The sequence below is a fragment of the Pantoea sp. GM_Pan_3 genome (assembly GCF_026541045.1).
Lineage (GTDB): Bacteria > Pseudomonadota > Gammaproteobacteria > Enterobacterales > Enterobacteriaceae > Pantoea > Pantoea anthophila.
The window spans coordinates 317,800-341,101 of record NZ_JALNVA010000001.1 but is presented as its reverse complement, the minus strand read 5'-3'; the positions used below and the strand labels follow the sequence as shown (position 1 = coordinate 341,101).

Sequence of the window (23,302 nt, the reverse complement as noted above, 5' to 3'; positions counted from 1 at the left end):
CCTGATTTCTGCCTTTGTAAAAGAAACGGTGCTCAGAGCACCGTTGCAATAAAGTTTCTGACACGTCCATTGTCCGGATCGTCGAGTACCTGCTGCGTCGGGCCAGCCGCCACAATTTTGCCGCCCTCCATAAAGACAATATTGTCTGCAACCTCCCGGGCAAAGCCGATTTCATGCGTGACCACGACCATGGTGATCCCGGAATGCGCCAGCTGCTTAATCACCTGCAGGACCTCTCCCACCAGTTCAGGATCAAGCGCGGATGTCGGTTCATCAAACAACATCACGCCCGGATCCATCGCCAGCGCACGGGCAATCGCCACACGCTGCTGCTGACCGCCAGAGAGATTCTGCGGCCACTCCGCTTCGCGCCCCGCCAACCCTACCTGCTTCAGCAGCGCCAGTGCTTTACTGGTCGCCTGCTGGCGGGACTGCTTTTTCACCCGCATCGGTGCATCAATGATGTTCTGCAATACGGTGCGATGCGGGAAGAGATTGAACTGCTGGAACACCATGCCAATCCCGGCACGCTGGCGCGCAATCGCACGGCTGCTGAGTTCATGCAGCGCCTGGTCTTTCTGTCGGTAACCCACCATCTCGCCATCAATGCGGATAGTGCCGCCATCCAGTTTTTCAAGATGATTAATGCAGCGCAGCAGGGTGGATTTACCGGAGCCGGAAGGTCCCAGAATCACCGTGACCGATCCGGCAGGAATATCCAGATTTACATCGTCGAGGATGGTCACACCGGAGAAACGCTTGGTGACCCTGCGCAGGGCGATTGCTTCAGCCATTGCTTACGCTCCTTTGCGTTTTCGGCAGTGAAAAGCGCGGCATAGCCAGCCACGCACGGCGCTTTTCACGCCGCGTGACGCTACGCCCAAAGTAACGCTCCACATAGTACTGGCCCACCGACAGCACCGAAGTCATCAGCAGATACCACAGCGTCGCGACCAGCAGGAGCGGAATCACTTCATAGGTGCGCTGATAGATAATCTGCGCTGAAAACAGCACATCCTGCAGAGAGATAACGGACACCACTGCGGTGGTTTTCAGCTGGCCGATGATTTCGTTGCCCGCGGGAGGCAGAATGGCACGCATCGCCTGCGGTAACACGGTGTGACGAAAAATCTGTGCCGGGCGATAGCCCAGCGCGCGCGCAGCTTCAATCTGGCCATTGCCTACGCTCTGGATACCGGCACGCACAATTTCTGCGGCATAAGCGGATTGATGCATCACCAGGGCGATGACCGCCGCACTGAAGGGGCTGACCAGCGCGTTAGACTGCGCGCTCCAGATCTCTCCCAGCCCCGGAATGGCGAGTGCGATTCGGGGGTAGAGTGCGGCAATGTTGTACCAGAGAAACAGCTGCACCAGCATCGGAACGCCGCGGAAAAACCAGGTGTAAGCCCAGCTCACTGCGACCAGCACCGGATTGGATGAGAGGCGCATCAGCGCCAGCAGCGTGCCAAATGCAAATCCCAGCACCACCGAAATTGCGGTAAGCTGCAGTGTCATCAGCACCCCCTGCAGAATAGAGGGAGCCGTAAAGTTTTCTGCTATCACGCCCCACTCAAAACGGGGATTGTTCACCATAGAATGCGCCATCGCCGCCAGGCATAACAGCACGACCAGCGCACTCAGCCAGCGTCCGTAGTAGCGTTTACCGACGATTTTCAGTTCGTTGGTATGGTCCTGAATTTCACTCATTTAAAAATCTCTTCGTTGCGACGGGCTTCGGTCACGGCACCAAAACCGATGCCCCACTTATCGAGGATTTTCCGGTAGCTGCCATCTTTAATTAAGGAGTTCAGTGCGGCCTGCACGGCGGGTTCCAGCGGCGAAGCTTTTGGAAACGCGACAGAGACCGGGGCATCGCTGACGGTGATTTCTCCGCTCATGGTCAGCGGTTTGATGACGTTAACCTGCCACAGCAGTCCTTCATAAGGCCCCAGGAACATCGGAACACGCCCGCTGACTACGGCCTGCACGCCCGCCGGGCGATCCGGGAAAATCGCTACTTTGATCGGCTGTTTACCGGCCGCCTCGCAGGCCTTGCTGGCTTCCTCCAGCCGCGTGACCTGCGTGGTGCCGGATCCCGCCCCCACCTCTTTCCCGCAGACATCGCTGAGCGATTTGAAAGGCGTAATGCCGGCATCTTTTCGCGCAATAATGCCGAGCAGGCTGGCGTTGTAATAACCGACAAAATCGATCTGTTTCAGACGGGTCGGCGTGGCGTTGATGTTTGACAGTGCCACGTCGTATCGTCCGGTTTTCAGACCGGGAATAATATTGTCAAACCCACCAGTGTCACGCCACTGCACGGCAATGCCCAGACGCTCCCCTACCGCATTCATGATGTCAATTTCGCGACCGGCGAGGGTTTTGTTGTCTTCTTTGTAAAATGTTGTCGGCGGTGTATTGGGGTTAGTGCCTGCGATGATGTAGCCACGTTTAAGGAAATCATCAGGTATCAGGCTTTTCAACGCCGGATCGGCGCTGACATGCAGACTGATTTCGGTCGGAACCGAAGGTTCGGCAGCAAAGCTGGTGTGTGCACCGATCGCGAACGCGAAAAGGGTTATGCCTTTTGTAATTTTCACTGGAACCTTTCTCCTGATAATTAAAATGTTCCCCCAGAGGGAAAAATCATCGTGATTTATTGTCAGTCCTGAAGAGCGGATTAACTCTGCTCTTCAGCACTATTATCATCCTCTTAACCTTCTGTTCTCATTCTCAGTGAAGACAGACAGCGATCACAAATGCTTAAAACGGCAATATTTTGCTGAAATCCGGCAATGCAGAGAGTCGGGTGGGTGTGCAGAAAGTGACAGGCAAGGAATAATGGTCAACCGTGAATACCGTAGTGAGTCAGACAGTCAAAAGAGTGAGCATGAATAGCATTGCATTGATCACTGCAGTGCAACAGATTCACCTCTGCTGGTGACTGATACTTTTTAAGGTTTAAATAAATTGATCTTAATCAATAAAGTCTTCTTCAGTTAACGTAAAGAAATTTTGCTCAAACAATTCCGTTTTTAATAATGAAATCAATATTTTTTACAAGCAACCCCAAATTAGCAGGCTTATTATTCCCTTTAAAAACAATGGAACTCTAATTAAGAAGATAAACTGAAATATATAATTTTTATTAAAGCTTCACCCCACCCTGACGATAAGAAGAAGATGCAGAGATTATTTAATCGCCTCTCTCCCGCTTCAGAAACCTCATTAAAGGTGAAACTTATGGGCCTTGCTCAACACATCTCCGGTATTAAAATTGGGAAAAAACTGGGTGCCGGTTTTATCATCGTCATCGCCGCCTCTCTGGCTATTACCTGGCTCGCTTTCGATTGCTTCAGCCGTATCAAAGATAACTCGGCACGACGCACCATCACTGTTCAGATGGTAAACACCTTAAGTAATGCGCGCCTTAACCGCACACTCTACCAGTACACTAAAGATCCGGAATTTGCCGCCCGTAACGTACAGGCGCTGAAGGAGTTGGATACGCTGTATCAACGCCTCAGTGGCTTTCAGTGGGACGAACTCGGTCAGCAGAAAGTCGCGCTGATGGGGCAGTTGCTTAACGATTATCAGAAGCAGCGACAGAAATTTGTCACCGCCGCACAGACCACTTCTCACGCCTTTGATGCCATTAAACCGGACGCCCTGATTGCCCTTGCGCATCAGTCGGAGTCGCTGGATCTGGCACTGACCCCTGATGCCGGATTACCGGTCATGCGTCTGGCCGCCGCGCTGTTTGATGCCGCAAACATTGAACAGGCGTTCCTGGAAAAACCGTCTGAGGCCAGCAGAGCGTCGGTTGTTGAGGAGTTCACGGCGATCACCACGCTGAGTGAGCAGCTGGACAGCTTTGCACAGCCTGCAATTAACGAGGTGTCCCGCACGGTTCTCAGCACCCTGGCGCAGCAGCGCGAGGCGTTAACGCGCTATGTCGATGCTGCAGAGAAAGAGAAAAGTGAGTCGGCGGGTCTGACCACCAGCGCTGAGCGTCTTAATGCGGCGGTTTCCGATACATTCGCTTTCCAGTCACAGCTCTCTGCGGAATTTATTAAACAGGCAGAGTGGCGCATTGCCTTTGCCGCACTGATTTGTGTGGTACTGAGTCTGCTGATCGCCTGGCGGATCACCCGCAGCATTACCCAGCCTCTGAAAGAGACGCTGAGCGCCGCGCAGCGTATTGCCGGGGGAGATTTAACCACCTCGCTGACCACAACACGTGGCGATGAATTCGGTCAGCTGATGCTGGCGGTCGATGCCATGAACAGCAGCCTGCAGAACATCATCACCAACGTGCGTGACGGCGTCAGCAGCGTGGCACGTGCCTCAGCGGAAATCGCAGCAGGCAATACCGATCTCTCCTCCCGTACAGAACAGCAGTCTGCGGCCGTGGTCCAGACCGCAGCCAGTATGGAAGAGCTGTCGTCGACGGTTAAACAGAATGCGGAAAATGCGCATCATGCGAGTCAGCTGGCGACAGAGGCGTCAGTGAATGCCGGTCGTGGTGGCGAGATCATCCGTGATGTGACGGTGACAATGAACAACATCAGCCAGAGTTCGGGCAAAATTGGTGAAATCATTCACGTCATCAACAGCATCTCCTTCCAGACCAATATCCTGGCGCTCAACGCCGCGGTCGAAGCCGCACGTGCCGGTGAACAGGGACGCGGGTTTGCGGTGGTCGCGGGTGAAGTGAGAAATCTGGCACAGCGCAGCGCGCTGGCGGCCAAAGAGATTGAGACGCTGATCCGTGAGTCACTGGACCGGGTCAGTGAAGGGTCCGGATTTGTAGAACGCGCAGGGTCCACCATGGATGATATCGTCCGCTCCGTCAGTCAGGTGAAAGATATCATGGGCGAAATCGCTGCGGCCTCGGACGAGCAGAACCGGGGGATCTCCCAGATCGCCGTGGCGATGGCCGAGATGGACACGACGACCCAGCAGAACGCCGCACTGGTTGAAGAGTCCTCGGCCGCAGCGAGTTCACTGGAAGCACAGGCAGAGGAGCTGGAAAAAACGGTGGCGGTCTTCCGCCTCTCTGGTGCTCAGCACGCCGTCAGCCGCCCCGCGCCGGCTTCAGCGCCTCGCCTTGTTCCGGCCGTGCCGCTTAAGGCTTCTGCAGAGAGCAGCTGGGAAAGTTTTTAACAGGGTATCGTCTGGCCAGTCCTGATCAACAGGGCTGGCTGCGCGATGATCGTTCAGGCTGAGGGGAGATCAAAAGGGTCTGGCGAGAGGAGTGTCGTCCATGACAGTTTCTCCGGCCGGTATACGCTTTCGCGCAACCTGTGAGGTTATTCGCTTCGTCGTTTTCCGGCCGGAGCCGGACTACGTCCACTGGTGTCAGTTCAGTTACAGCTAGTTCAGTTCGTCGTTCAGGCCTGTAAGTGTCTGCAGATACGGCACCTGTTGCTGGGCAATCGCCGGAGACGTAAAACTGCTCAGCCAGCTTCTGGCCTCGGAGATTTGCGTCAGCCGGTCGGGGTTGCTCTCGGATTTCGCCATGTATCCCAGTTGAGTAAAGAGTGATGCGATACTGATTTCTTTCTCACCCAGGGCAAGGCTCAGTGCCGCTTCGCCAATAATTACGTGGCCTTTCTCGTCGTTTTGAATTAACACAGAAAATCCTCCATTGGTACGAATTGAAAACAACCTCACCAGAGACTGTAGTCGTAAAAGGGAGAACTGCCCGAATTTATCACTAAAAATCGCGCAAGTTGCTGAACAAAATACTAAATGTTTTTTTGGCATCCCTTCAGTTTGTCTCTGCCCTGCCAGGCCGGGAGTCGTCACTCAACACGCAATCGGTTATGATCCTCTGCCCTTCATCGTCCGGTTTCACTATGTCTGCCATTATCGATACGTTTATTGCTCCGCCCTGCCATGACGAGATCACCCTTCTGTTTCAGGATGATCATCTGCTGGTGGTGAATAAACCCAGCGGGCTGCTCAGCCTTTCCGGTAAGAATCCGCAAAACCTCGATTCAGTGCATCACCGGCTGGTCAGACTGTTTCCGGGCTGTACGCTGGTGCACCGGCTCGATTTTGGCACCTCGGGACTGATGGTCGTCGCGCTGAATAAAGCGATCAACGCGGCGCTCAGTCAGCAGTTCAGCCAGCGCAGCGTGAGCAAAACGTATCAGGCGCTGCTGTGCGGCCATCTGGCTGAGGATGAAGGTGTGATTGATGCCGCCATCGCGAAAGATCCGGCGCAGTTTCCCCGCATGACAATCTGCCCGCTGCAGGGCAAGCCTGCGCGATCGCGCTTCCGGGTTATCGCGCGCAGCCACTGGCAGGGACGAGAAGGGATGGAAGTGGCGGTTACACGGGTTGAGCTGATGCCGGAAACGGGGCGTACCCATCAGCTGCGCATTCACTGTCAGCAGCTGGGGCACCCGATTCTGGGCTGTGATCTCTATGGCGGGCAGGTGCTGCCGGGCGCTGAGCAGGCGGAGAGGCTGATGCTGCACGCCAGTGGATTAGCGTTTACACATCCGGTCAGCGGTGAGCCTCTACACGTCTCAGCCGCCAGCCCCTTCTGACTGCCTCAGTCCGCGGTTACCACATCAAGTCGTCCGGTACTTTGAAATCGGCATAGGGATCATCTTCGTCCTGCACGTCTTCGCTCAATGCGCTGTTCAGGACGATAGCACTGGCATCACGCTGGGCAATTTTATCCGCCACGCTGGCCGGGATAATGGCGTACTGGCTTTCGCCATTTTTGTCAGCAGTCAGGCGGGCAATGGCGAGACGGCCATTAATCAGCTGGGTCTGCGTCAGCTTATCCACCACGATTTTTTTAATCAGGTTGTTGTCGGTAAAGTTAAAGCTGATGTCGCCTTTTGCCACCTCGATTTTATTCATTTCAATCAGCTGTTTGACCTGTGCTTTGTACTCTTTCGACAGGACGACCAGTTTCTGCTGCTCGTTAAGTTGCTTATCGCGCTCAAGCTGCGCTTTTTTGTTGTCTTCGACCGCCGCTCTGGCTTCACGCGCCTGAACCCGGGATTTCTTCGCTGTGCGCTGAACCTTATCCATTTTTTTGCTGGATACCAGACCTGCTTTCAGCATCTGCTCTTGTAAGGTGAGTTTTGTCATTGTCGTCTCTGAATCTGTTAAATATTGTCCGGGATTATACCTGTAATCTTTCGGGCTGTGCCAGGCTGACGCCGCGATTGCGGGCTACGCCTCAACACTGTGCTACCATTCCCCGGTCAGAATCACCTTATTGAGCACCATGTCCGAAATTACGAAACGCAAAAATGACCCGGAAGGGCTGAAAAAACGCATCATCGCAGGCGCACTGAAAACCTTCGCAGAGTTTGGTATGCAGGGTGCCAGACTGGAGCAGATCGCCGAACACGCTCAGACCACTAAACGCATGGTGGTCTATCACTTCGGCAGCAAGGAGCAGCTCTACATCGAAGTGCTGGAGCAGGTCTATCAGCAGATACGCGCGCATGAAACCGATCTGAACCTGGCCGCAATGACGCCGGAGCTGGCCATGACCCGCCTGGTGGAAGCGAGCTTCGATTACCACGTTGCCCATCCCGACTTTATGCGGCTGGTCTGCAGTGAGAACCTGCTGCGCGGTCGCTACATCACGCAGTCACCGCAGATTAAAGCGCTTAACCGCAGCGCGCTGGATCTGCTGGATGACATCCTGGCCCGCGGTCAGCAGGAGGGCGTGTTTATCGCCGATGTGCAGACCATCGACGTTCATCGTCTGATCAGCAGTATCTGTGTTCATCACGTCTCAAACCGCTACACCTTCAATGCCCTCTTCAGTCCGGATAACAGCGAAGAAGAGAGTATCCGGCGCAATCGTCAGCTCGCTGTCACCGCCACACTGCGCTATATCCGCAAATAATTGCTCACCGCTCTGGCTCCGCTTACTCATGGTCTACGCTTAGTAAACATTCGTCATTAAATTGCCATAAAAGGAACGCTGTTGTGAGCAGAGACGCACGCCTCTATCCGCTTCGCCAGACTCATGTTGAACCCGATGATGATGCGCTCTGGAACTGGGCGCAGAACGCTAAAATCGGCAGCCGTCATCAGGTTCAGCGCCCTGCCAGCGAAGCGGAATTACAGACGCTTATCCGGGAGTCACGCGGCCAGATTCGGGTCATCGGCAGCAAGCTCTCCCCCGGACGGATGCTGCACGTCAGTGAAGATGATTTACTGCTCGACCTCAGCGCGCTCAGCGGTCAGCTCGCCAGCGATGAGGATAGCGTGACCTTTGGGGGTGCCACCCCGCTGGAACAGGTTTATCGCACCCTGACCCGCATGAACCGCATGCTGGCGTCGTCGCCGGGTGTGATTGCCATTCAGACCCTGGCAGGGGCGATGGCCACCGGCACGCACGGCCAGGGATTGCAGCAGAGTTCGATTGCCGATGAAGCACTGGCCATCCGCATGGTGCTGGCCGACGGCAGCGTGCGCGAGTTTGTCCGGGGCGACGCGGATTTCCCGGCAGCTCAGGTCTCTCTGGGGGCGCTGGGTATTGTCACCGCCGTGACGCTGCGCACCGGGCCATACCGCATCTTCACCTGCCATAAGAACGCGGTCTCTGCCGATACGCTGGAAGAGGATCTGCTGCGCTGGAACAACGACTACCCTCTCAGCAAAGCCTGGTGGTTCGTTGACGACAATCTGATGCATGTCTGGAACGCCCATGAAGCCAGCGAGGAGGAGTGCCAGCGCTATGAGCAGCAGGGGCGCAAAGTGGTGGAACATGAGGGCGAAGCGGATGACAGTCTGAACGAGACGATCGATCAGACCCTGGCGCATATGCACCGCGATACTCAGATTCAGGGGAAAGGCGGCAAGCAGTTTCGCACCGTGACCCGTTTTCGCGACTTCACGGATGTTACCGGTGACATCTATCAGCTCTTCTGCCGGGGCATTGCGGTGCCACAGATCAACGTGGAGATCGGCGTCCCGCTGGCAAAAACGCCAGCCATTATCCGCCGGATAAAGCAGTGGTACGCAGAGAACCGGCCGCATATGCACTACCCGATTATCCTCCGCTGCACCGGCGCCTCCTCGGCCTGGCTCAGTCCGGCCGCCGATCAGCCCACCTGCTTTTTCGGCTTTGTCGTCTATTACGCCGACGATGGTTCGCTGTCGCAGGAGGGACTGCATTTCCTGACGGAGGTGGAGAAACTGCTGGCCGAAGAGGGAGGACGCCCACACTGGGGCAAATATTACGATGAAGAACGCTACAACTGGCGTGAGATCTATCCGCAATGGGACGCCTTCCGCGCCCTGCGCAGCCAGCTCGATCCACAGGGACGACTGGGTAACGACTACATCACGCCACTTTTTGACTGAGGAAAGCCATGTTTGCCTGGGTAACGCTGTTAACACAACCCGATTATCTGGTGGGCGTACAAGCGCTGCACCGTTCGCTGCAACAGAGCCACAGCCAGTGGCCACTGGTGGTGATGACGACTCCCGCCATTTCTGAGGCGGACTGTCAGCGTCTGCAGGATGCAGGCTGCGTGATTGAGCCGGTTGAGCCACTCTATCCGCGTGAAGATCTGGATCAGCACTACGCCTCGGCGCAGTTCGGCGAGGTCTGGACCAAGCTGCGCGCCTGGCAACTGACGGACTATGAGCGCGTCGTTTTTCTGGATGCGGACATGCTGGTGCTGCAGAACATGGATGAGCTGTTTACCCTGGATCTGGGTGATAATCTGCTGGCGGCCTGCCACGCCTGCCGCTGCAATCCCAACCAGATCGCCTCCTATCCGCCGGAATGGCAGCCGGAGCAGTGCCACTACACCTGGCAGGCACGCGGTGAGACAGCACCACAGAGCGTGGATCTGTACCTCAACGGCGGTTTTCTGGTGCTGAAGCCCGATAATGCGGTGTTTGAGGCGATGGAAAAACGTATCGCCGCCATTGATGACCTGAGCGCCTATCCTTTCTCGGAGCAGGACCTGCTGAATGAAATCTTTGCCGACCGCTGGAAGCCGCTCTCTTATATCTACAATGCGCTGAAAACGCTGCCGTTTCAGCACCGCGGGCTCTGGCAGGACGATGAGGTGAAAAACCTGCACTACATATTGGCCAAGCCGTGGAAGCGCGATCTTAACCAGCCTGAGAGCCAGCGCGATCGCTTCTATGCGCTGGATAAGCTGTGGTGGGAGAAAAGCGGCCTGATCTGATTTTAAAGGGCGGGAAGCTCTCTTCCCGCCCTGTCCCCTTCTTATCTGACACCCTTCCTGATCTGCCGTTACACTTCCACCCAGCGTCGCTGCTCAGCAGAGTGCGCTATCGCTTCCAGCACCTTCTGCACCTGTAACCCCTCGACAAAATCGGGCCACATGCGGTCGTCCGCCGCGATACCGTTAATCAGATCGCGGACCTCTACCGTTTTCTGGTCGTTAAAGCCGATGCCATGTCCGGCTGAAACACAGAAGTTCGCATAGTCAGGATGGGCGGGTCCTGTCAGGATCGTTTTAAATCCCTGTCGCCCGGCGGGCTCGTCATGCAGATAAAGCTCAAGTTCAGCCATGCGCTCCTGGGTGTAACGCAGCGTGCCTTTGGTTCCGGTCACAACATAGGTCAGGCCCATTTTCGCGCCGCAGGCGATACGCGAGGTTTCAATGACGCCGTGCGCGCCATTGCGGAAGCGAAGCAGCGCACTGGCCTGATCTTCGTTTTCCACCGGTAACTGACGTCCGGGCGCTTTCGGGTCGGGTCGTGCGGTGATGACCGTCATCATGTCACCGCTGACTTCGGCAATATCACCGACCAGATAGTGCGCCATGTTGACGATATGCGCCGCCAGATCGCCCAGCGCACCCAGCCCTGCCAGCGCTTTCTGACAGTGCCAGTCGAGCGGTGTCTCCGGTCTGGCAAGATAATCCTCGTTATGCGTGCCGTAAAAATGGACCACCTCGCCAATTTCTCCGCGGGCAATGATCTCTTTCGCCAGCTGGCTGGTCGGGTTCTTCATATAGTTAAAGCCGACCAGCGTTTTCACCCCCGCCGCCTGCGCAGCGCTTACCATCTCCTGCGCATCCGCCACGCTTAAGGACAGCGGTTTTTCTGAGTAGACATGCTTGCCGTGGCGTATCGCCGCCAGCGCCATCTCTTTGTGCAGAAAATTGGGCGCGCAGATATCCACCACATCAATGGCGGGATCGCTGACCAGCTCGCGCCAGTCTCCCGTAGAACGCGCAAAGCCAAAGGTGGCTGCCTGACGGGCCGCCAGCTCTGGATTTACCTCGGCCAGCATCTCCCGCACGATCTCACCTTTCAGCGCAAACACGGTCGGGGCCTGAGCATAAGCAATCGCGTGGCAGCGCCCGATATAACCACTGCCGATCATGCCGATTCGGACTTGTTTCATTTCAGCTCCGGATATTCATTTCAGGGTTGAAATGAAATCTACGTTTCGTTTTATCTGCTGACAAAGGCGTAATGAAAACTTTGTGACGGCAGTAAAAAACTATCCGGGCAAACCACGCCTCGTGCCGCCTGGCAAGGGAGGCAGAACGGTAAAACACCTCATAAATACCTCAGTCTGCCGCACGGGCTGTTACACCCCTGTTCAGCGTCTGACGGACTTCTTCTGGTGTATTAAACGCCGCACTGGCGACTATTTCAGCAGTCGCGCAGATTTATGAAAAAGAGCTTTGACATGGCTCAGCGTGGCCGTTACTATGCGCCCCGTTCAAACGATTCCTCTGTAGTTCAGTCGGTAGAACGGCGGACTGTTAATCCGTATGTCACTGGTTCGAGTCCAGTCAGAGGAGCCAGATTTAAGAAGCCTGCTTACGAGCAGGCTTTTTGCTTTTCAGCATTCAGAGATCATCAGCACCGGGTTGCCCCGACACCATGCAACAACCTGCCTGGATGCGCAGCGGCGCGGTGGCGGCAATCAGCCAGATGCTGCGCCAGAGTGGCGTTGAGATAACGCATCACAAACTTTGCTTTTCCTTTGCCAGCAGGGAGCGAGGTGAGACGCCAAAGGCTTTGCGGAAGGCGTGGCTGAAATGAGAGAAATCAGAGAAGCCGAAATCCAGTGCCGCCTGTGACACACTTTTTACCTTTCCACGTTCGATAGCCTCGCGGCTTGCCCGCAGTCTCTCCTGCCAAATCACTGCCATCGGCGTTTTTTTATGGCGGGCGAAAGCGCGCGTGACGGTACGAACGGAAACGTGGTGTGCCCGTGCCAGACTTTCGATGTTCAAATCAGGCTCGACAAGTTGCCGCCTGATGTAATTCATCATGCGGGCATAGAGATCGCGCTCAGCACTGACGTTGTCAGGATCCTGCAATTCCAGACTCAACACCAGTAGATCCAGCAGCGTCTGGGAGAAACGACCAGAAATTTCCGGGTTGTCCAGATAGCTGGGCATTACCGTCGCCTGACGCAGCATTTCACGCAGCGGGATCACGCCGGGGCGGCGGTCATCCAGCACCACAGCAGTGAGGTTTTCAATCCCCGGCAAACGACCACTCAGCAGATGTCGTGGGACCCGCACCAGATGGTTATCGTGTCCACCCAGACTGAAACGGAAAGTCTGTGCGGCGTCGTAGAGCACCAGACTATCCGCCACCAGCGCCGCCTTGCGTCCACCCTGCTCAAGCTGGCCGTATCCTCCCTGCATATAGCCCAGCCACAGATCATCATCGGGGCCTTGTCTCAGATATCGGGCGGTGCGATCCCAGCGGTGCAAAGGTGCGGACAACGAACAGATATCCACCATGCCCACGCCACGCACCGCAAGCCGGGCGTCAAAGTCGACCCCTGCCATGGGCACGCTGGCTGCCGGAATGCAGTGACGTAACACGACGTCGTTCCAGTATTCGAAGCGGCGTGACTCGGCAACGCCAACGGTCGAATAGTGGGTGCTGCCCGCAGACTGCATGAAGCTATTCATACTTGCTCACCTCGCGACGTGAATCCCGCATAAACAACAGAAACATGTTCAGAGGCAGCAACTATCGTGCCAGCAGGACGATTCCCCCTCCCTCTCCCACGCATTTCTTCACTAACTCACTCAAAACAGGCCTTAAAGCCTGTCGTCTCAACTCGCCTGCCATCCTGTAGCTGGTGGCGTCGGGAAGCGGAAGCCTGACTCCAGGCATGTGCATTTGCACTAAGACGGAGCACCATGTCAGGGGCCTTTTCAGGCTGCGCGCCCGTTGTCCCTGCCAGTCAAGGCCTTCTGATTTAGATTGATTATCAGCCAGTTATGGCAAAGTCGATACTGGTCTGGCATCCGCACAAATTTCCCACAACCCATATTCAACAAGTTTTTGTAAGAGTCTTTTCTGTGAATGATATTAGATCCCTTTGTCTGACACCTTTCACTTAAGCATTCTGATTTTCCAAATCTCCTGGTCTCTATCTTTTGATCAATCCCGAAGATCTACGTCTCTGGAAGCTCAGAACTCACACATCTCACGCATGTTGGGGCCGTATGACATCCACGAAGAAAGCCAGCGGCAAATTGCGGTATCGCGGCTTTCCAGCCTGACGCATTAAATCAGCATGGACGACTGAACTTTTTCACGTACCGTAACATTGATCTGAGTCGCATCCTGATAATAAAGAGAATTACTCCCAAGCTTATCCATAAATAACATAAGGACATTTTGTTATTTGTTATAGCGTTTGATTGTTAGACACCGGATCAGGGTGAGATTAATTTTCAGTTTTTGTAAATGCACATTGCCATTATATTGTTGAGGGATCTCTTTTGGTCAGTTTAATAAACAAACAAAATATTCAGTTCAGACTTAAAATAGCACTCTTCAGCAGCCTGACAGCCTTCAGCGCGATGACGTTTGCCGAAGACGCCCTTAAAGAAGGCATTACCCCGGCCACCGATTCCAGCCAGATTCCGGCAGCGGCGAAACTGCGCAAAGATACGGTGGTGGCAGGCATTTCTGAACCTCAGGGGATTTTTAACCCTTACTTTTTTGTCAACGGCTGGGATGAAAATGTCACCAACGTTATTTTTTCACGCCTGATTGACTGGGACAGCCACGGCAATCTGGTGCCGGGTCTGGCAAAAAGCTGGACGGTAAGCCCGGATAACAAAGTCTATACCATCAAGCTGCGTCCTGATTTGACGTTCAGCGACGGTTCCCCACTCACTGCCAAAGACGTCGCCTTTACCCTTACCGTCCTGTACGATCCGAAATATGATGGCGACACCGACATCACCCTCGCGAATATAGCCGGGGGCGCGGAATATAAAGCAGGAAAAGCCGACAGTGTCAGTGGCCTGAAAGTCATTGATCCTCTCACGCTACAGATCACCACCACCCAACCTGGCGCAACCACACTGGCAAAAATTGGCGGGCCGGTGCTGTCGGAAGCTTATTACGGCAAAGGCTATCAGCGCGGCAATCTTGACTATCTGCGTACCCTGCATGGCAAACCGCTGGGCAATGGTCCCTATGTCTATGATAAATATATCCCCGGGCAGGAAATTCGCTTTCATGCCAATAGCCACTTTTATCGTGGCACACCGCCGACGCCTCGTTTTATTTATCGCGTCACAAACCCATCAACCAATTTCCAGTTGTTCCAGACCGGTGAAACGGATTACGACGCCTTTACGTCACGACCGGATGATATTGAACAGCTGAAACTGCTCGGCTTTGCCAATATCAACCTCTACGGGTCCAGTGATTACAGCAAGGTCGAGTTCAATGTTCGTCGCCCGGCGTTGCAGGATGTGAAGGTGCGTCAGGCACTGATTTATGGGCTGGATCGTCAGAAGCTGATCGATGTGGTGTACCAGGGGTATGGCAAGGTTGCCGTGGAACCTATCGCACCCATCTCCTGGGCGTATAACCCGGATGGCGTGAATCCCTACAAATACGATCCGGCACAGGCGAAAAAGTTGCTTGATGAGGCGGGCTGGAAACCCGGAGCCGATGGTATTCGTGTGAAGGACGGAAAACGTCTTGAACTGACCTTACTGGCGAGCAAAAAGGTGCTGAACGACGCGCTCATCCCGATCGCTAAAGAGAACTGGAAACAGATTGGTGTGCTGCTGAAACCCCAGGTGGTGGACTTCAACGCCCTGATGGCCCAGCGCAAGGCGGGCAATTACGACCTGGCATCCTTTAGTACCAGCACGCTCAACGATCCGCATGACGGGGTATGGGATTACTACAGCATCGAGGCGAAGGAGTCCGGCTATAACAATCCGCAGGTGGATAAACTGATTAATGAAGGCAACGCGGTGCTGGATGTGGCCCAGCGCAAGCCGATTTACCATCAGCTGTACAAAGTGCTGGCAGATGACCCACCGGTAATTCTGCTCGGCTATCGCCAGATCCTCTCCGCCAGTAGCGCCCGCGTGACCGGCTTTAAACCGGATATTTATAACGGCCTCACCGGCAGTCTGCCGGACGTCAGAATCGTTAAATAACCTTGCCAGCTGTTCAGCCGTCAGGACTGCCTGACGGCTGATATGAGAATACCATGCGAAATTTTATCCTGAGGCGGCTGCTGAACACCCTGCCCATGCTGCTGTTTGCTTCCTTTATCATCTTTATGTTATTTGCAAAGACACCCGGTGACTTTATCGATGGCAACGTGACGCTGACTGCAGCGCGCGCGGCCGAACTGAAAGCGATTTATGGCCTTGACCAGCCCCTGTTCACCCGCTATCTGCACTGGCTTGGCCAGCTGTTAAGGGGTGATTTAGGGTTTTCTCTGCAATACCAGATCCCTGTGACTCAACTGCTCAATCAGTATGTCTGGAATTCATTTCTGCTCGCCAGTGTCGCCCTGGTGTTTTACTGGGGGATCGGCCTGGCCGCCGGTATCGCGTCTGCACTCAGACCCAACGCGTGGTTTGATCATCTGGTCAGCGTGCTGGTGTTTGCCGCGATGTCTTTTCCGACCTTTTTTCTCTGCCTGCTGTTAATCAAATGGTTCGCGGTAGATCTGCACTGGTTGCCGGTCGGCGGCATGACCAATACCGGAAGTGATGACAGCGGCTGGGCCTATATTGTCCAGGTGGCGGCCCACCTGATGTTGCCGGTGCTGGCACTGGTGATGCTGCAGGCGGGCAGCCTGACGCGTTATTTTCGTGCCAGCATGCTCGACGTCATCAAAATGGATTTTATTCGTACTGCCCGGGCAAAAGGTTTGCGCGAACGTACAGTGATCATGAAACATGCATTACGCAATGCGCTGCTCCCCATCATTACCCTGCTTGGTTTTGAGCTGCCGGGCCTGTTCTCAGGTGCCATTATCACCGAAAAGGTCTTCAACTGGCCGGGTGCGGGGCATATTCACATCGATTCGCTCGCTGCCCGAGACTATCCGGTGCTGATGGGCTTTACGCTTTTTCTGGCAGTGTTAACTATCCTTGGCAATCTGCTCGCCGACGTGCTTTACGCGTGGGCTGACCCACGTATTCGGGTGAAGTCATGATGGTCCGTTCACTTTTTTCCACGCAACGCCGCCTGCGCAACGCGGTGATCCCGGCGCTGGCGCAGGCCACACCCTCACCCTGGCGCCAGGCCTGGCGGGTATTACGGCGCAACCCTCTGGCGATGGTGTGCCTGGTTTTACTGATTATCATGGCGTTCTGGTGCGTGCTGGGGCCGATCTGGTCGCCGTGGCAGGATGACACCACAGATGCGCTGATGATCAACAAACCGCCAGGGGCGCAGCACTGGCTGGGAACTGATTTTCTCGGGCGGGATGTCTACACCCGTCTGCTCCTTGCCGGGCGCATTTCACTGACCATTGGCCTGCTGACGATGTTGCTGTCGGTGACGCTGGGTTATCTGCTTGGTGCCGTGTCGGGCTACGCGGGTGGCCTGACCGACAAGCTGATCATGCGTCTGGCCGATCTGGTCATGACCATTCCCAGCCTGCCGCTGCTGATTGTCGCTGGCGCCATGCTGTCAGAGCTCGATTTCTCCGCGGATGCGCGCATCTATATGGTGGTTATCATGCTGAGTCTGCTGGAGTGGCCCAAACTGGCGCGGCTGGTGCGCGGACAAATCCTTTCGCTGCGCGAGCGTGATTTTATGCTGGCAACGCATGTGCTGGGCCTGTCCTCACGTCGCCGTTTGTTTGGTCACCTGCTGCCGAATACCATCCCGATTCTGGTGGTCATGGCGACAATGGCGGTGGCAAACGCCATTCTGAGCGAGTCTGCGCTGAGCTACCTTGGTCTTGGCGTCGTCCCGCCAACCCCCTCATGGGGCAACATGATGGATGCCGCTAATAGCCTGATCGACTTCCAGCGTCGCCCGTGGCTGTGGATGCCACCGGGCATCGCCATCTTTGTCACCGTGGTTGCCATTAACGTACTGGGGGATGGTTTGCGTGATGCGCTCGATCCCCGCATGAAACGGAGCCTGAAATGAGCCAGCCGCTAATTACCTTTGAGCAGTTATCCGTCTCCTTTGCCTCGGAACATGGCCGTGTGCAGGCCGTGCAGGAGGTCTCTTTTACCCTCTATGCAGGACAGACACTGGGTATCGTGGGCGAATCCGGCTGCGGCAAAAGTGTTACCGCCATGTCGTTGATGGGACTGTTGCCGCCGCAGACTGCGCGCATTGATGGCGGAGCCATCCGCTTCCAGGGGCAGGATCTGCTCACACTCAATCCTGCCAGGATGGCCGACCTGCGCGGCAACCAGCTGGCAATGATTTTTCAGGAACCGATGAGTGCCCTGAATCCGGTGCTGACTATTGGCGAGCAGCTGTGCGAGCCGTTGATTCGCCATCGGGGGGAATCGCCTGAAGCCGCCTGGCAGCAAGCGATCGCGCTGATTAGCCAGGTCGGACTGGCGCGCGCCGGAAGTCTGATGACCAGCTATCCGCACCAGCTTTCCGGCGGCATGCTGCAACGCATTATGATTGCGATGGCACTCAGCTGCCAGCCGAAATTGCTGATCGCTGATGAGCCAACTACCGCGCTGGATGTCACCGTTCAGGCCCAGATTCTGCGTCTGCTGCGCGATCAGGCCCGTGCCAGCCAGATGGCACTGATGCTGATCACCCACGATCTGGGCGTCATTGCCCGTATGGCTGAGCAGGTAGCAGTGATGTACGCCGGTCGGATTGTTGAATATGGCCCCACCGCAGAGGTATTGCGTGATCCGCTGCATCCTTATACCCGGGGGCTGATCGCGTCCCGACCGGTTCCCGGCGAGCGGCGACGTCGGCTCTACTCCATCCCCGGTCAGGTGCCGGACCTTGCCGCGCTGCCCGCATTCTGCGCTTTTTTTGATCGCTGCGAACGCGCCAGCGAAATTTGCCAGACAGGCATACCGCCGCTGGTGGGGCAAACGCGGCAGGCCGCCTGTTTTCATCGTGAAAAAGTGGAATCTTTCGCATGAGTGATGAGTACATGATTGAAGTGGATGCACTGAAAAAGTACTTCCCGATACGTGATGGCCTGTTTGGTCAGGAAACCGGACAGCTGCGCGCCGTTGACGGTGTCAGCTTTCACATCCGCCCGGGCACCATCTTCGGTCTGGTCGGCGAATCCGGCAGCGGCAAAACCACCGTAGGTCGGACATTGCTGGGGTTATATGATAAAACCGCTGGTACGATTAAGTACCACGGACAGGACCTGTCGACGCTGACGGCGCGGCAAATGCAGGCGCTGCGCCCCAAAATCCAGCTGGTGTTTCAGGACCCCTACAGCTCACTCAATCCACGTAAGCGTATCGGCGATGCCATTGGTGAGGCGCTACTGGCACACAAACTCTGCACCAGAGCGGAGTTATATGACAGAGTGATCGCGGTGATGAAGATTTGCGGACTGGCTCCGCAACATTACCCGCGTTTCCCACACGAGTTCTCGGGGGGGCAACGCCAGCGCATTGGCATTGCCCGGGCACTGATTCTCAACCCGGACTTTATTATCGCCGACGAGCCAATTTCAGCGCTGGATGTCTCCATTCAGGCTCAGATTATCAACCTGTTTTCCGATCTGCGTGATAACCACGGCGTTACTTTCCTGTTTATTTCACATGACCTCGGTGTAGTGGAACATCTTTGCGATGACGTAGCGGTGATGTATCTCGGGCAACTGGTGGAGACCGCCAGCCGCGATGCCCTGTTCAGTCAGCCGCTGCATCCTTACACGCAGGCGCTACTGGCCGCCGTACCAACGCTCGACCCGCAAAATGAACCCCCCGAGGTGATTAAGGGGGAGATTCCGGATCCGTCACGGCCTCCCTCCGGCTGCCGCTTCTCGTCACGTTGCCCGCGGGCGGAAGCACAGTGCCGCGAGGCAGTGCCTGAGTTACGAGAAGTGTTACCCGGGCACCAGGTGGCGTGTCATTTAATTTAACAACATCAGACGCGGGATTCAGGAGCCTCTGGCTGTTACCACCCTGTTTTTCTGGCGAATGCCGGTAAGGTATAAAGCACATCCCAGCAGGGCGAACAGAATCAGTAAATAGAAGATGGCGGATGGCGGGATAAGATGACTATTGAGCAGGTAGCCGAACAGAATCGCGTTAGCTCCGCCCCCTAGCATTGCAATATTTTGCACACCGAAATAGGCCCCTTTCATATCGTCTCTGGCAATAGAGTCGATAAAAAGAAACTCCGACGGCACAAGCACCACCTCGCCTAATGAAAAAAGTACGGTACCGACAATCCAGAACAGGGTCAGCTCAGAGACGTGATAGAAATATAAACCCATCACCAGTAATCCGGTTCCGATCATCACGCTAAATACCATATTTTTTCGGGTAATCTTTTTGCCAATAACGTACTGCAACAGAATGACCGTTGCTGCGTTGATACTGACAATCAGCGTAATTAACCTCAGCGCTTCTGCCTCGCTGACCACATAGCCCAGATACTGCGATAAATACGTCGCAAAACGGGCATAGACCAGTGCACTGAACAGCCCCCCCAGGGTAAAAAGCTGCAACCGATAATCGCTGATTAACACGCTGACTGTCTCCCTGAGGCTGGTTTTCGGCCCGTTAACGGGAGAGGTGATGTGCAGATGCGCATCGTAACGTCGGTAATAGAAGCTGAGTATGCAGAGCGAAATAAAACTCAATCCTGCGGACAGCCACATCGGCGCATGTACGGCATAGTGACTGGCAAGAATACCGAGAACCGGCGCACTGCAAAAAGCGATATTGATCAGGGTATAGGTAACCGAAAAGGCGGCGCCCCGTTGGTTCTCAGGCAGTAAGCCTGACAGAAGCGATTTCACTGCGAGGTGCATGGTCGTGAAGGCGACCTCAATCATGACCAGTAAAATAAAAACCTGAATGAAATGTTGGGCCCGCGTTAATAAGCCATAGACAATAACCGAGATGAGCGTCGCCAGAAAAAGCGACCGCTGAGGAGTGAACCGATCAACCAGCATGCCGCACCAGACACCCGCCACCGTGGCGATCACCAGACTGCCTCCCAGTGCATAGCCTGTCATCAGCGGATTAAACTGCAGCGTCTGTGAGAGATAAATAGGGAAAAACGTGAAGGTGAGTGCTCTGCTGAAATGTAATATGAAATCCAGAATAAAAAGCGGCCATAAAAAGGCAGTCCTGATCATAGTGGCATTGCTCCTTCAGATAATAAGGTAAGACTTTCCAGCGCGGCAACACGGTCAACGGGATGTCCCAGCGTTTCAAGTGTGAGCGCTAATGCATTCACCAGGCGAAAAACATTTTCTGCACGACACTGTTCACCCATCTGACCAATACGTAACAGCGGTGAACCAAATGACGCTGAGATCTCAATCTTATGCTCTACAAGAAGATGTTCAATCAGATCTGGAGAGGCTATCCCGGCAGGAAGAAAAAATCCGACTACCGCATTTAATCTGGTCACTTCCGGAGCTGCCAGAGCCAAGCCCAGCTGAAGCAAAGCGTGTTGCAGGCCTCGTGAACTGTTGCGATGACGAATGATGCGAACAGAAAGAGTTTCGGCGTTTGACAGGCGCAATGCTTCATGCAGGGCAAAGAGCCCATTAACCGGAGCAGTATAGTGATAGCGATGATGATGCCAGAACTCTGCCGCCAGCAGCGCATCGTAACACCAATGCCGGGGCGTAAAAGTACGCTGAACAACCTGTCCCCATGCCTCCGCTGAAAAGGCGATCAATGAGACCCCTGGAATTGATGAAAGCCCTTTTTGTCCCCCGCAAAAGAGAACATCAAGCTGCCACTCATCCATCAAAACCTCCGTAGTACCAAGCGTACAGACGGCATCCACCACCACCAGCGCACCATGCTGCTTACAAAGCGCAGCTATCGCAGCAAGTTCAGGATTAATTGTGGTAGAGGAGGTTTCACCATGAACCAGGGTAACAACATGAAAAAACTGCTGCTTCAGCAACTCACGAAGCCTCTCCAACGGGAAAGCGTCTCTGCCATCAAATTCGAATAAGGTGACGGTCGCCTGATGACGGCGTGCCATTTCGTACATGCGCAATCCAAAATGTCCGGAGCTAATAGCCAGAACTTTCGACTGCGAATGTATAAGGTTGCCTATGGCCATCTCCGCTGCCGCCGATCCCGGGCCAGAAAGCCCAAAGATCCATGGGGTTGTTGTCTGGAAGGCGTAGCGCGTCATCAGGAATGCCAATGATCGCGTTAATTTTAAACGTCCTGCGTAGTTCAACCAACTCCTCTGGCTTAATACCCTGGCCTGCGGTGTAAGATTGGATGGGCATCAAGGCCAGCTCTTGAGAGGAGGTGAGCATCCCACCGTACATATGGCCGCCATACAACGTATTGATCACTCTGTCACCCGCCACCAGGCCCACATCGTAAAGCGTCTGAACGCCCTGCTGGATCATATTTTGCCAGTCATCATGGGAATACGGGATAAAACGTGCTTTACCGCCGCTGGCCCCTGAAACCAGTACTTCTCCAGAGGCTAATGCATGACTTCCCATATCATGGCAATTCGGAGGCGAGCCTGCTTCCAGTGCCTGTTTAGTGAGGATTGGGAGCTGACTCACCCCATTAAACATCTATTAAAAGAGAAAACCACAACAGGATAATTTAAAATCAGAGTTGTTATAAATATTTTAAATGCATCATCATTTCTGCCTTTAGCAAAGGCATGTGAATTAATGACTGGCGAGTTTCTTAAGGCACGTAAAAAAACGTGTCTGCATCATGATTCAGCACGCCATTAATCCGTATTTATTCTATGCTGACAATAGCTTTTCCGGTATTACCACCTTTCAGCATGGAAAGAAAAGCGTCGACACTATTTTCAAATCCAAAGGTGACCGTCTCTTCCGGGATCACTTTTCCGCTTTGGATATGCGGGATAATTGCCGCTTCCAGCTCCTGCTGCAGGTTTTTATAATCCCGAACCAGAAAGCCCTTAAGTGTCAGACTTTTGCCTACCACATCAAATAAATTCCGTGGTGCAGCAGGAGGGCTCAAAGCACTGTATTGAGACACCGCACCGATAAGTGCGATCCGACCCTGTTCGTTAAGTGCAGCAATGGCGGCTTCAAGTTGTTCTCCGCCTACGTTATCCAGGAAAACATTAATGCCTTCAGGGATGACTTCATGCAACTGGCTACTGATATTGCCGGGCTGATAAACAAATGCATCGGTATACCCCAAACGCTCTGTCAGAATCTTAGCCTTCTCAATGCTCCGTGTGCTGCCTATGACACGCTTTGCCCCCAGTAACCGGGCAAACTGTGCCGCCGCAGAACCTACCCCCCCTGCTGCCGCTGAGATATAGATGGATTCCCCAGCCTGTAGCTGGACTATTCGGGTTAGCGCCACCCAGGCGGTAAGCCCTGTTCCCCCCAAAACACTCAGCCAGGCCCGTAAAGGCACGCCCTCAATGGGTTGGATTACTCTGACCTCATCAGGTTTTACCTGAGCATAGGTGCGCCAGCCCTCTCGATGAAAAACCCAGTCACCCGGCACAAGACGCGGGGTAGCAGACTGGACCACCTGCCCGATCGTTCTGCCTTCCAGCGGCGTATTCAGTTCCCAGTCTCCATCCATGCACTCTCTCATATAAGGGTCGACTGAAAAATGCACATTTTTGACCCAGGCAGCCCCCTCCTCCAGCGGTTCCAGAGGTTGCTCAACAAAGCGAAAATGCTCAGCTAACGGCTCGCCATTCGGGCGAGAAACCTGATAGACAAAGGTGTTCGTTGCTTCATACCGATCCTTACTCATAACCGCACATCCATCAGCTTTGTTAATAATAATGTCACCCTACTCCCTTAAATCTCCTTTTCCAAAATACCGATTAAGCAATAACATTTATGTTTTTTGTTCAACTCTGTTTCATCGCTGGCAGGCTGGTGAAA

Annotated in this window: 21 protein-coding genes and 1 tRNA gene; 11 read left to right on the top strand and 11 right to left on the bottom strand. The window is 54.5% G+C overall.

Going from position 1 to position 23,302, the window contains the following annotated elements; all coding sequences use genetic code 11:
* Positions 1 to 32: 32 nt before the first annotated feature.
* From OXR04_RS01430 to OXR04_RS01420, 3 genes are read right to left on the bottom strand one after another with little or no spacing between them, the layout of a single operon-like run.
* Positions 33 to 794 carry an amino acid ABC transporter ATP-binding protein gene (locus OXR04_RS01430; protein WP_046102157.1) on the bottom strand — a complete coding sequence of 254 codons (762 nt, stop codon included), beginning with the start codon at positions 792 to 794 and terminating at the stop codon, positions 33 to 35.
* Entirely contained in the window at positions 787 to 1,710 is a 924-nt protein-coding gene (locus tag OXR04_RS01425) for an amino acid ABC transporter permease (RefSeq protein ID WP_009089381.1), read from the bottom strand. The genes OXR04_RS01430 and OXR04_RS01425 overlap by 8 nt, the downstream gene beginning before the upstream one ends.
* A complete protein-coding gene (locus tag OXR04_RS01420; RefSeq protein ID WP_009089380.1) occupies positions 1,707 to 2,603 on the bottom strand; it encodes an ABC transporter substrate-binding protein in 897 nt (298 codons plus the stop codon). The genes OXR04_RS01425 and OXR04_RS01420 overlap by 4 nt, the downstream gene beginning before the upstream one ends.
* A gap of 643 nt (positions 2,604 to 3,246) precedes the next feature.
* Between OXR04_RS01420 and OXR04_RS01415 the strand changes: the two genes are divergently transcribed.
* Positions 3,247 to 5,169, top strand: coding sequence for a methyl-accepting chemotaxis protein (locus tag OXR04_RS01415; protein WP_267371448.1), 1,923 nt, complete (start codon positions 3,247 to 3,249; stop codon positions 5,167 to 5,169).
* Between the two features lie 210 nt (positions 5,170 to 5,379).
* On the opposite strand, the gene OXR04_RS01410 is transcribed toward OXR04_RS01415, so the two are convergent.
* Positions 5,380 to 5,640, bottom strand: a complete 261-nt coding sequence (locus OXR04_RS01410) for a hypothetical protein (protein ID WP_009089378.1) — start codon at positions 5,638 to 5,640, stop codon at positions 5,380 to 5,382.
* Between the two features lie 224 nt (positions 5,641 to 5,864).
* Here OXR04_RS01410 and OXR04_RS01405 point away from each other — a divergent pair, with 224 nt between their 5' ends.
* Positions 5,865 to 6,563, top strand: a complete 699-nt coding sequence (locus OXR04_RS01405; protein WP_267371451.1) for an RluA family pseudouridine synthase — start codon at positions 5,865 to 5,867, stop codon at positions 6,561 to 6,563.
* A 16-nt stretch (positions 6,564 to 6,579) separates the two neighbouring features.
* Here OXR04_RS01405 and OXR04_RS01400 read toward each other — a convergent pair whose 3' ends face one another.
* Positions 6,580 to 7,119 (bottom strand): DUF2058 domain-containing protein, encoded by a 540-nt coding sequence (locus tag OXR04_RS01400; protein ID WP_267371454.1) that lies wholly within the window; start codon positions 7,117 to 7,119, stop codon positions 6,580 to 6,582.
* A gap of 139 nt (positions 7,120 to 7,258) precedes the next feature.
* Here OXR04_RS01400 and OXR04_RS01395 point away from each other — a divergent pair, with 139 nt between their 5' ends.
* The 3 genes from OXR04_RS01395 (at position 7,259) to OXR04_RS01385 (ending at position 10,196) form a co-directional block, all read left to right on the top strand.
* Entirely contained in the window at positions 7,259 to 7,891 is a 633-nt protein-coding gene (locus OXR04_RS01395; RefSeq protein ID WP_009089375.1) for a TetR family transcriptional regulator, read from the top strand.
* An 83-nt stretch (positions 7,892 to 7,974) separates the two neighbouring features.
* Positions 7,975 to 9,357: a D-arabinono-1,4-lactone oxidase gene (locus OXR04_RS01390; RefSeq protein WP_267371457.1), complete on the top strand. Its 1,383-nt coding sequence runs from the start codon at positions 7,975 to 7,977 to the stop codon at positions 9,355 to 9,357.
* Positions 9,358 to 9,365: 8 nt separating this feature from the next.
* Positions 9,366 to 10,196 carry a glycosyltransferase family 8 protein gene (locus tag OXR04_RS01385; RefSeq protein WP_009089371.1) on the top strand — a complete coding sequence of 277 codons (831 nt, stop codon included), beginning with the start codon at positions 9,366 to 9,368 and terminating at the stop codon, positions 10,194 to 10,196.
* A 68-nt stretch (positions 10,197 to 10,264) separates the two neighbouring features.
* Here OXR04_RS01385 and OXR04_RS01380 read toward each other — a convergent pair whose 3' ends face one another.
* The gene (locus OXR04_RS01380) at positions 10,265 to 11,386 is read right to left on the bottom strand and encodes a Gfo/Idh/MocA family oxidoreductase (RefSeq protein ID WP_267371460.1); all 1,122 of its coding nucleotides are present in this window, start codon (positions 11,384 to 11,386) and stop codon (positions 10,265 to 10,267) included.
* Between the two features lie 333 nt (positions 11,387 to 11,719).
* On the opposite strand from OXR04_RS01380, the gene OXR04_RS01375 reads away from it, so the two are divergent.
* A tRNA-Asn gene (locus OXR04_RS01375) sits at positions 11,720 to 11,795 on the top strand.
* Between the two features lie 162 nt (positions 11,796 to 11,957).
* Here the strand turns inward: OXR04_RS01375 and OXR04_RS01370 are convergent.
* Positions 11,958 to 12,923 (bottom strand): helix-turn-helix domain-containing protein, encoded by a 966-nt coding sequence (locus tag OXR04_RS01370; protein WP_267371463.1) that lies wholly within the window; start codon positions 12,921 to 12,923, stop codon positions 11,958 to 11,960.
* Between the two features lie 903 nt (positions 12,924 to 13,826).
* Here OXR04_RS01370 and OXR04_RS01365 point away from each other — a divergent pair.
* Genes OXR04_RS01365 through OXR04_RS01345 form a run of 5 tightly spaced genes read left to right on the top strand, consistent with a single transcriptional unit; the run spans position 13,827 to position 19,333 of the window.
* Positions 13,827 to 15,434, top strand: coding sequence for an ABC transporter substrate-binding protein (locus tag OXR04_RS01365; RefSeq protein ID WP_267371466.1), 1,608 nt, complete (start codon positions 13,827 to 13,829; stop codon positions 15,432 to 15,434).
* A 53-nt stretch (positions 15,435 to 15,487) separates the two neighbouring features.
* On the top strand, positions 15,488 to 16,447 hold the full coding sequence (locus OXR04_RS01360) for an ABC transporter permease (protein WP_267371469.1): 960 nt from the start codon (positions 15,488 to 15,490) through the stop codon (positions 16,445 to 16,447).
* Positions 16,447 to 17,394 (top strand): oligopeptide ABC transporter permease, encoded by a 948-nt coding sequence (gene opp4C, locus OXR04_RS01355; RefSeq protein ID WP_181405400.1) that lies wholly within the window; start codon positions 16,447 to 16,449, stop codon positions 17,392 to 17,394. The genes OXR04_RS01360 and opp4C overlap by 1 nt, the downstream gene beginning before the upstream one ends.
* Positions 17,391 to 18,371, top strand: coding sequence for an ABC transporter ATP-binding protein (locus tag OXR04_RS01350; RefSeq protein ID WP_267371472.1), 981 nt, complete (start codon positions 17,391 to 17,393; stop codon positions 18,369 to 18,371). Before opp4C ends, OXR04_RS01350 begins: the two co-directional genes overlap by 4 nt.
* Positions 18,368 to 19,333 carry an oligopeptide/dipeptide ABC transporter ATP-binding protein gene (locus tag OXR04_RS01345; RefSeq protein WP_140925563.1) on the top strand — a complete coding sequence of 322 codons (966 nt, stop codon included), beginning with the start codon at positions 18,368 to 18,370 and terminating at the stop codon, positions 19,331 to 19,333. The genes OXR04_RS01350 and OXR04_RS01345 overlap by 4 nt, the downstream gene beginning before the upstream one ends.
* An 18-nt stretch (positions 19,334 to 19,351) precedes the next feature.
* On the opposite strand, the gene OXR04_RS01340 is transcribed toward OXR04_RS01345, so the two are convergent.
* From OXR04_RS01340 to OXR04_RS01325, 4 genes are all read right to left on the bottom strand, one after another.
* Complete coding sequence (locus OXR04_RS01340; protein ID WP_267371477.1) at positions 19,352 to 20,560, bottom strand: MFS transporter; 1,209 nt, start codon at positions 20,558 to 20,560, stop codon at positions 19,352 to 19,354.
* Positions 20,557 to 21,507 (bottom strand): aminotransferase class V-fold PLP-dependent enzyme, encoded by a 951-nt coding sequence (locus OXR04_RS01335; protein ID WP_267371479.1) that lies wholly within the window; start codon positions 21,505 to 21,507, stop codon positions 20,557 to 20,559. Before OXR04_RS01335 ends, OXR04_RS01340 begins: the two co-directional genes overlap by 4 nt.
* Positions 21,458 to 21,907, bottom strand: a complete 450-nt coding sequence (locus OXR04_RS01330; RefSeq protein ID WP_267371482.1) for a hypothetical protein — start codon at positions 21,905 to 21,907, stop codon at positions 21,458 to 21,460. The genes OXR04_RS01335 and OXR04_RS01330 overlap by 50 nt, the downstream gene beginning before the upstream one ends.
* Positions 21,908 to 22,160: 253 nt before the next feature.
* Positions 22,161 to 23,168, bottom strand: a complete 1,008-nt coding sequence (locus tag OXR04_RS01325) for an NADP-dependent oxidoreductase (protein WP_267371484.1) — start codon at positions 23,166 to 23,168, stop codon at positions 22,161 to 22,163.
* Positions 23,169 to 23,302: the final 134 nt, after the last annotated feature.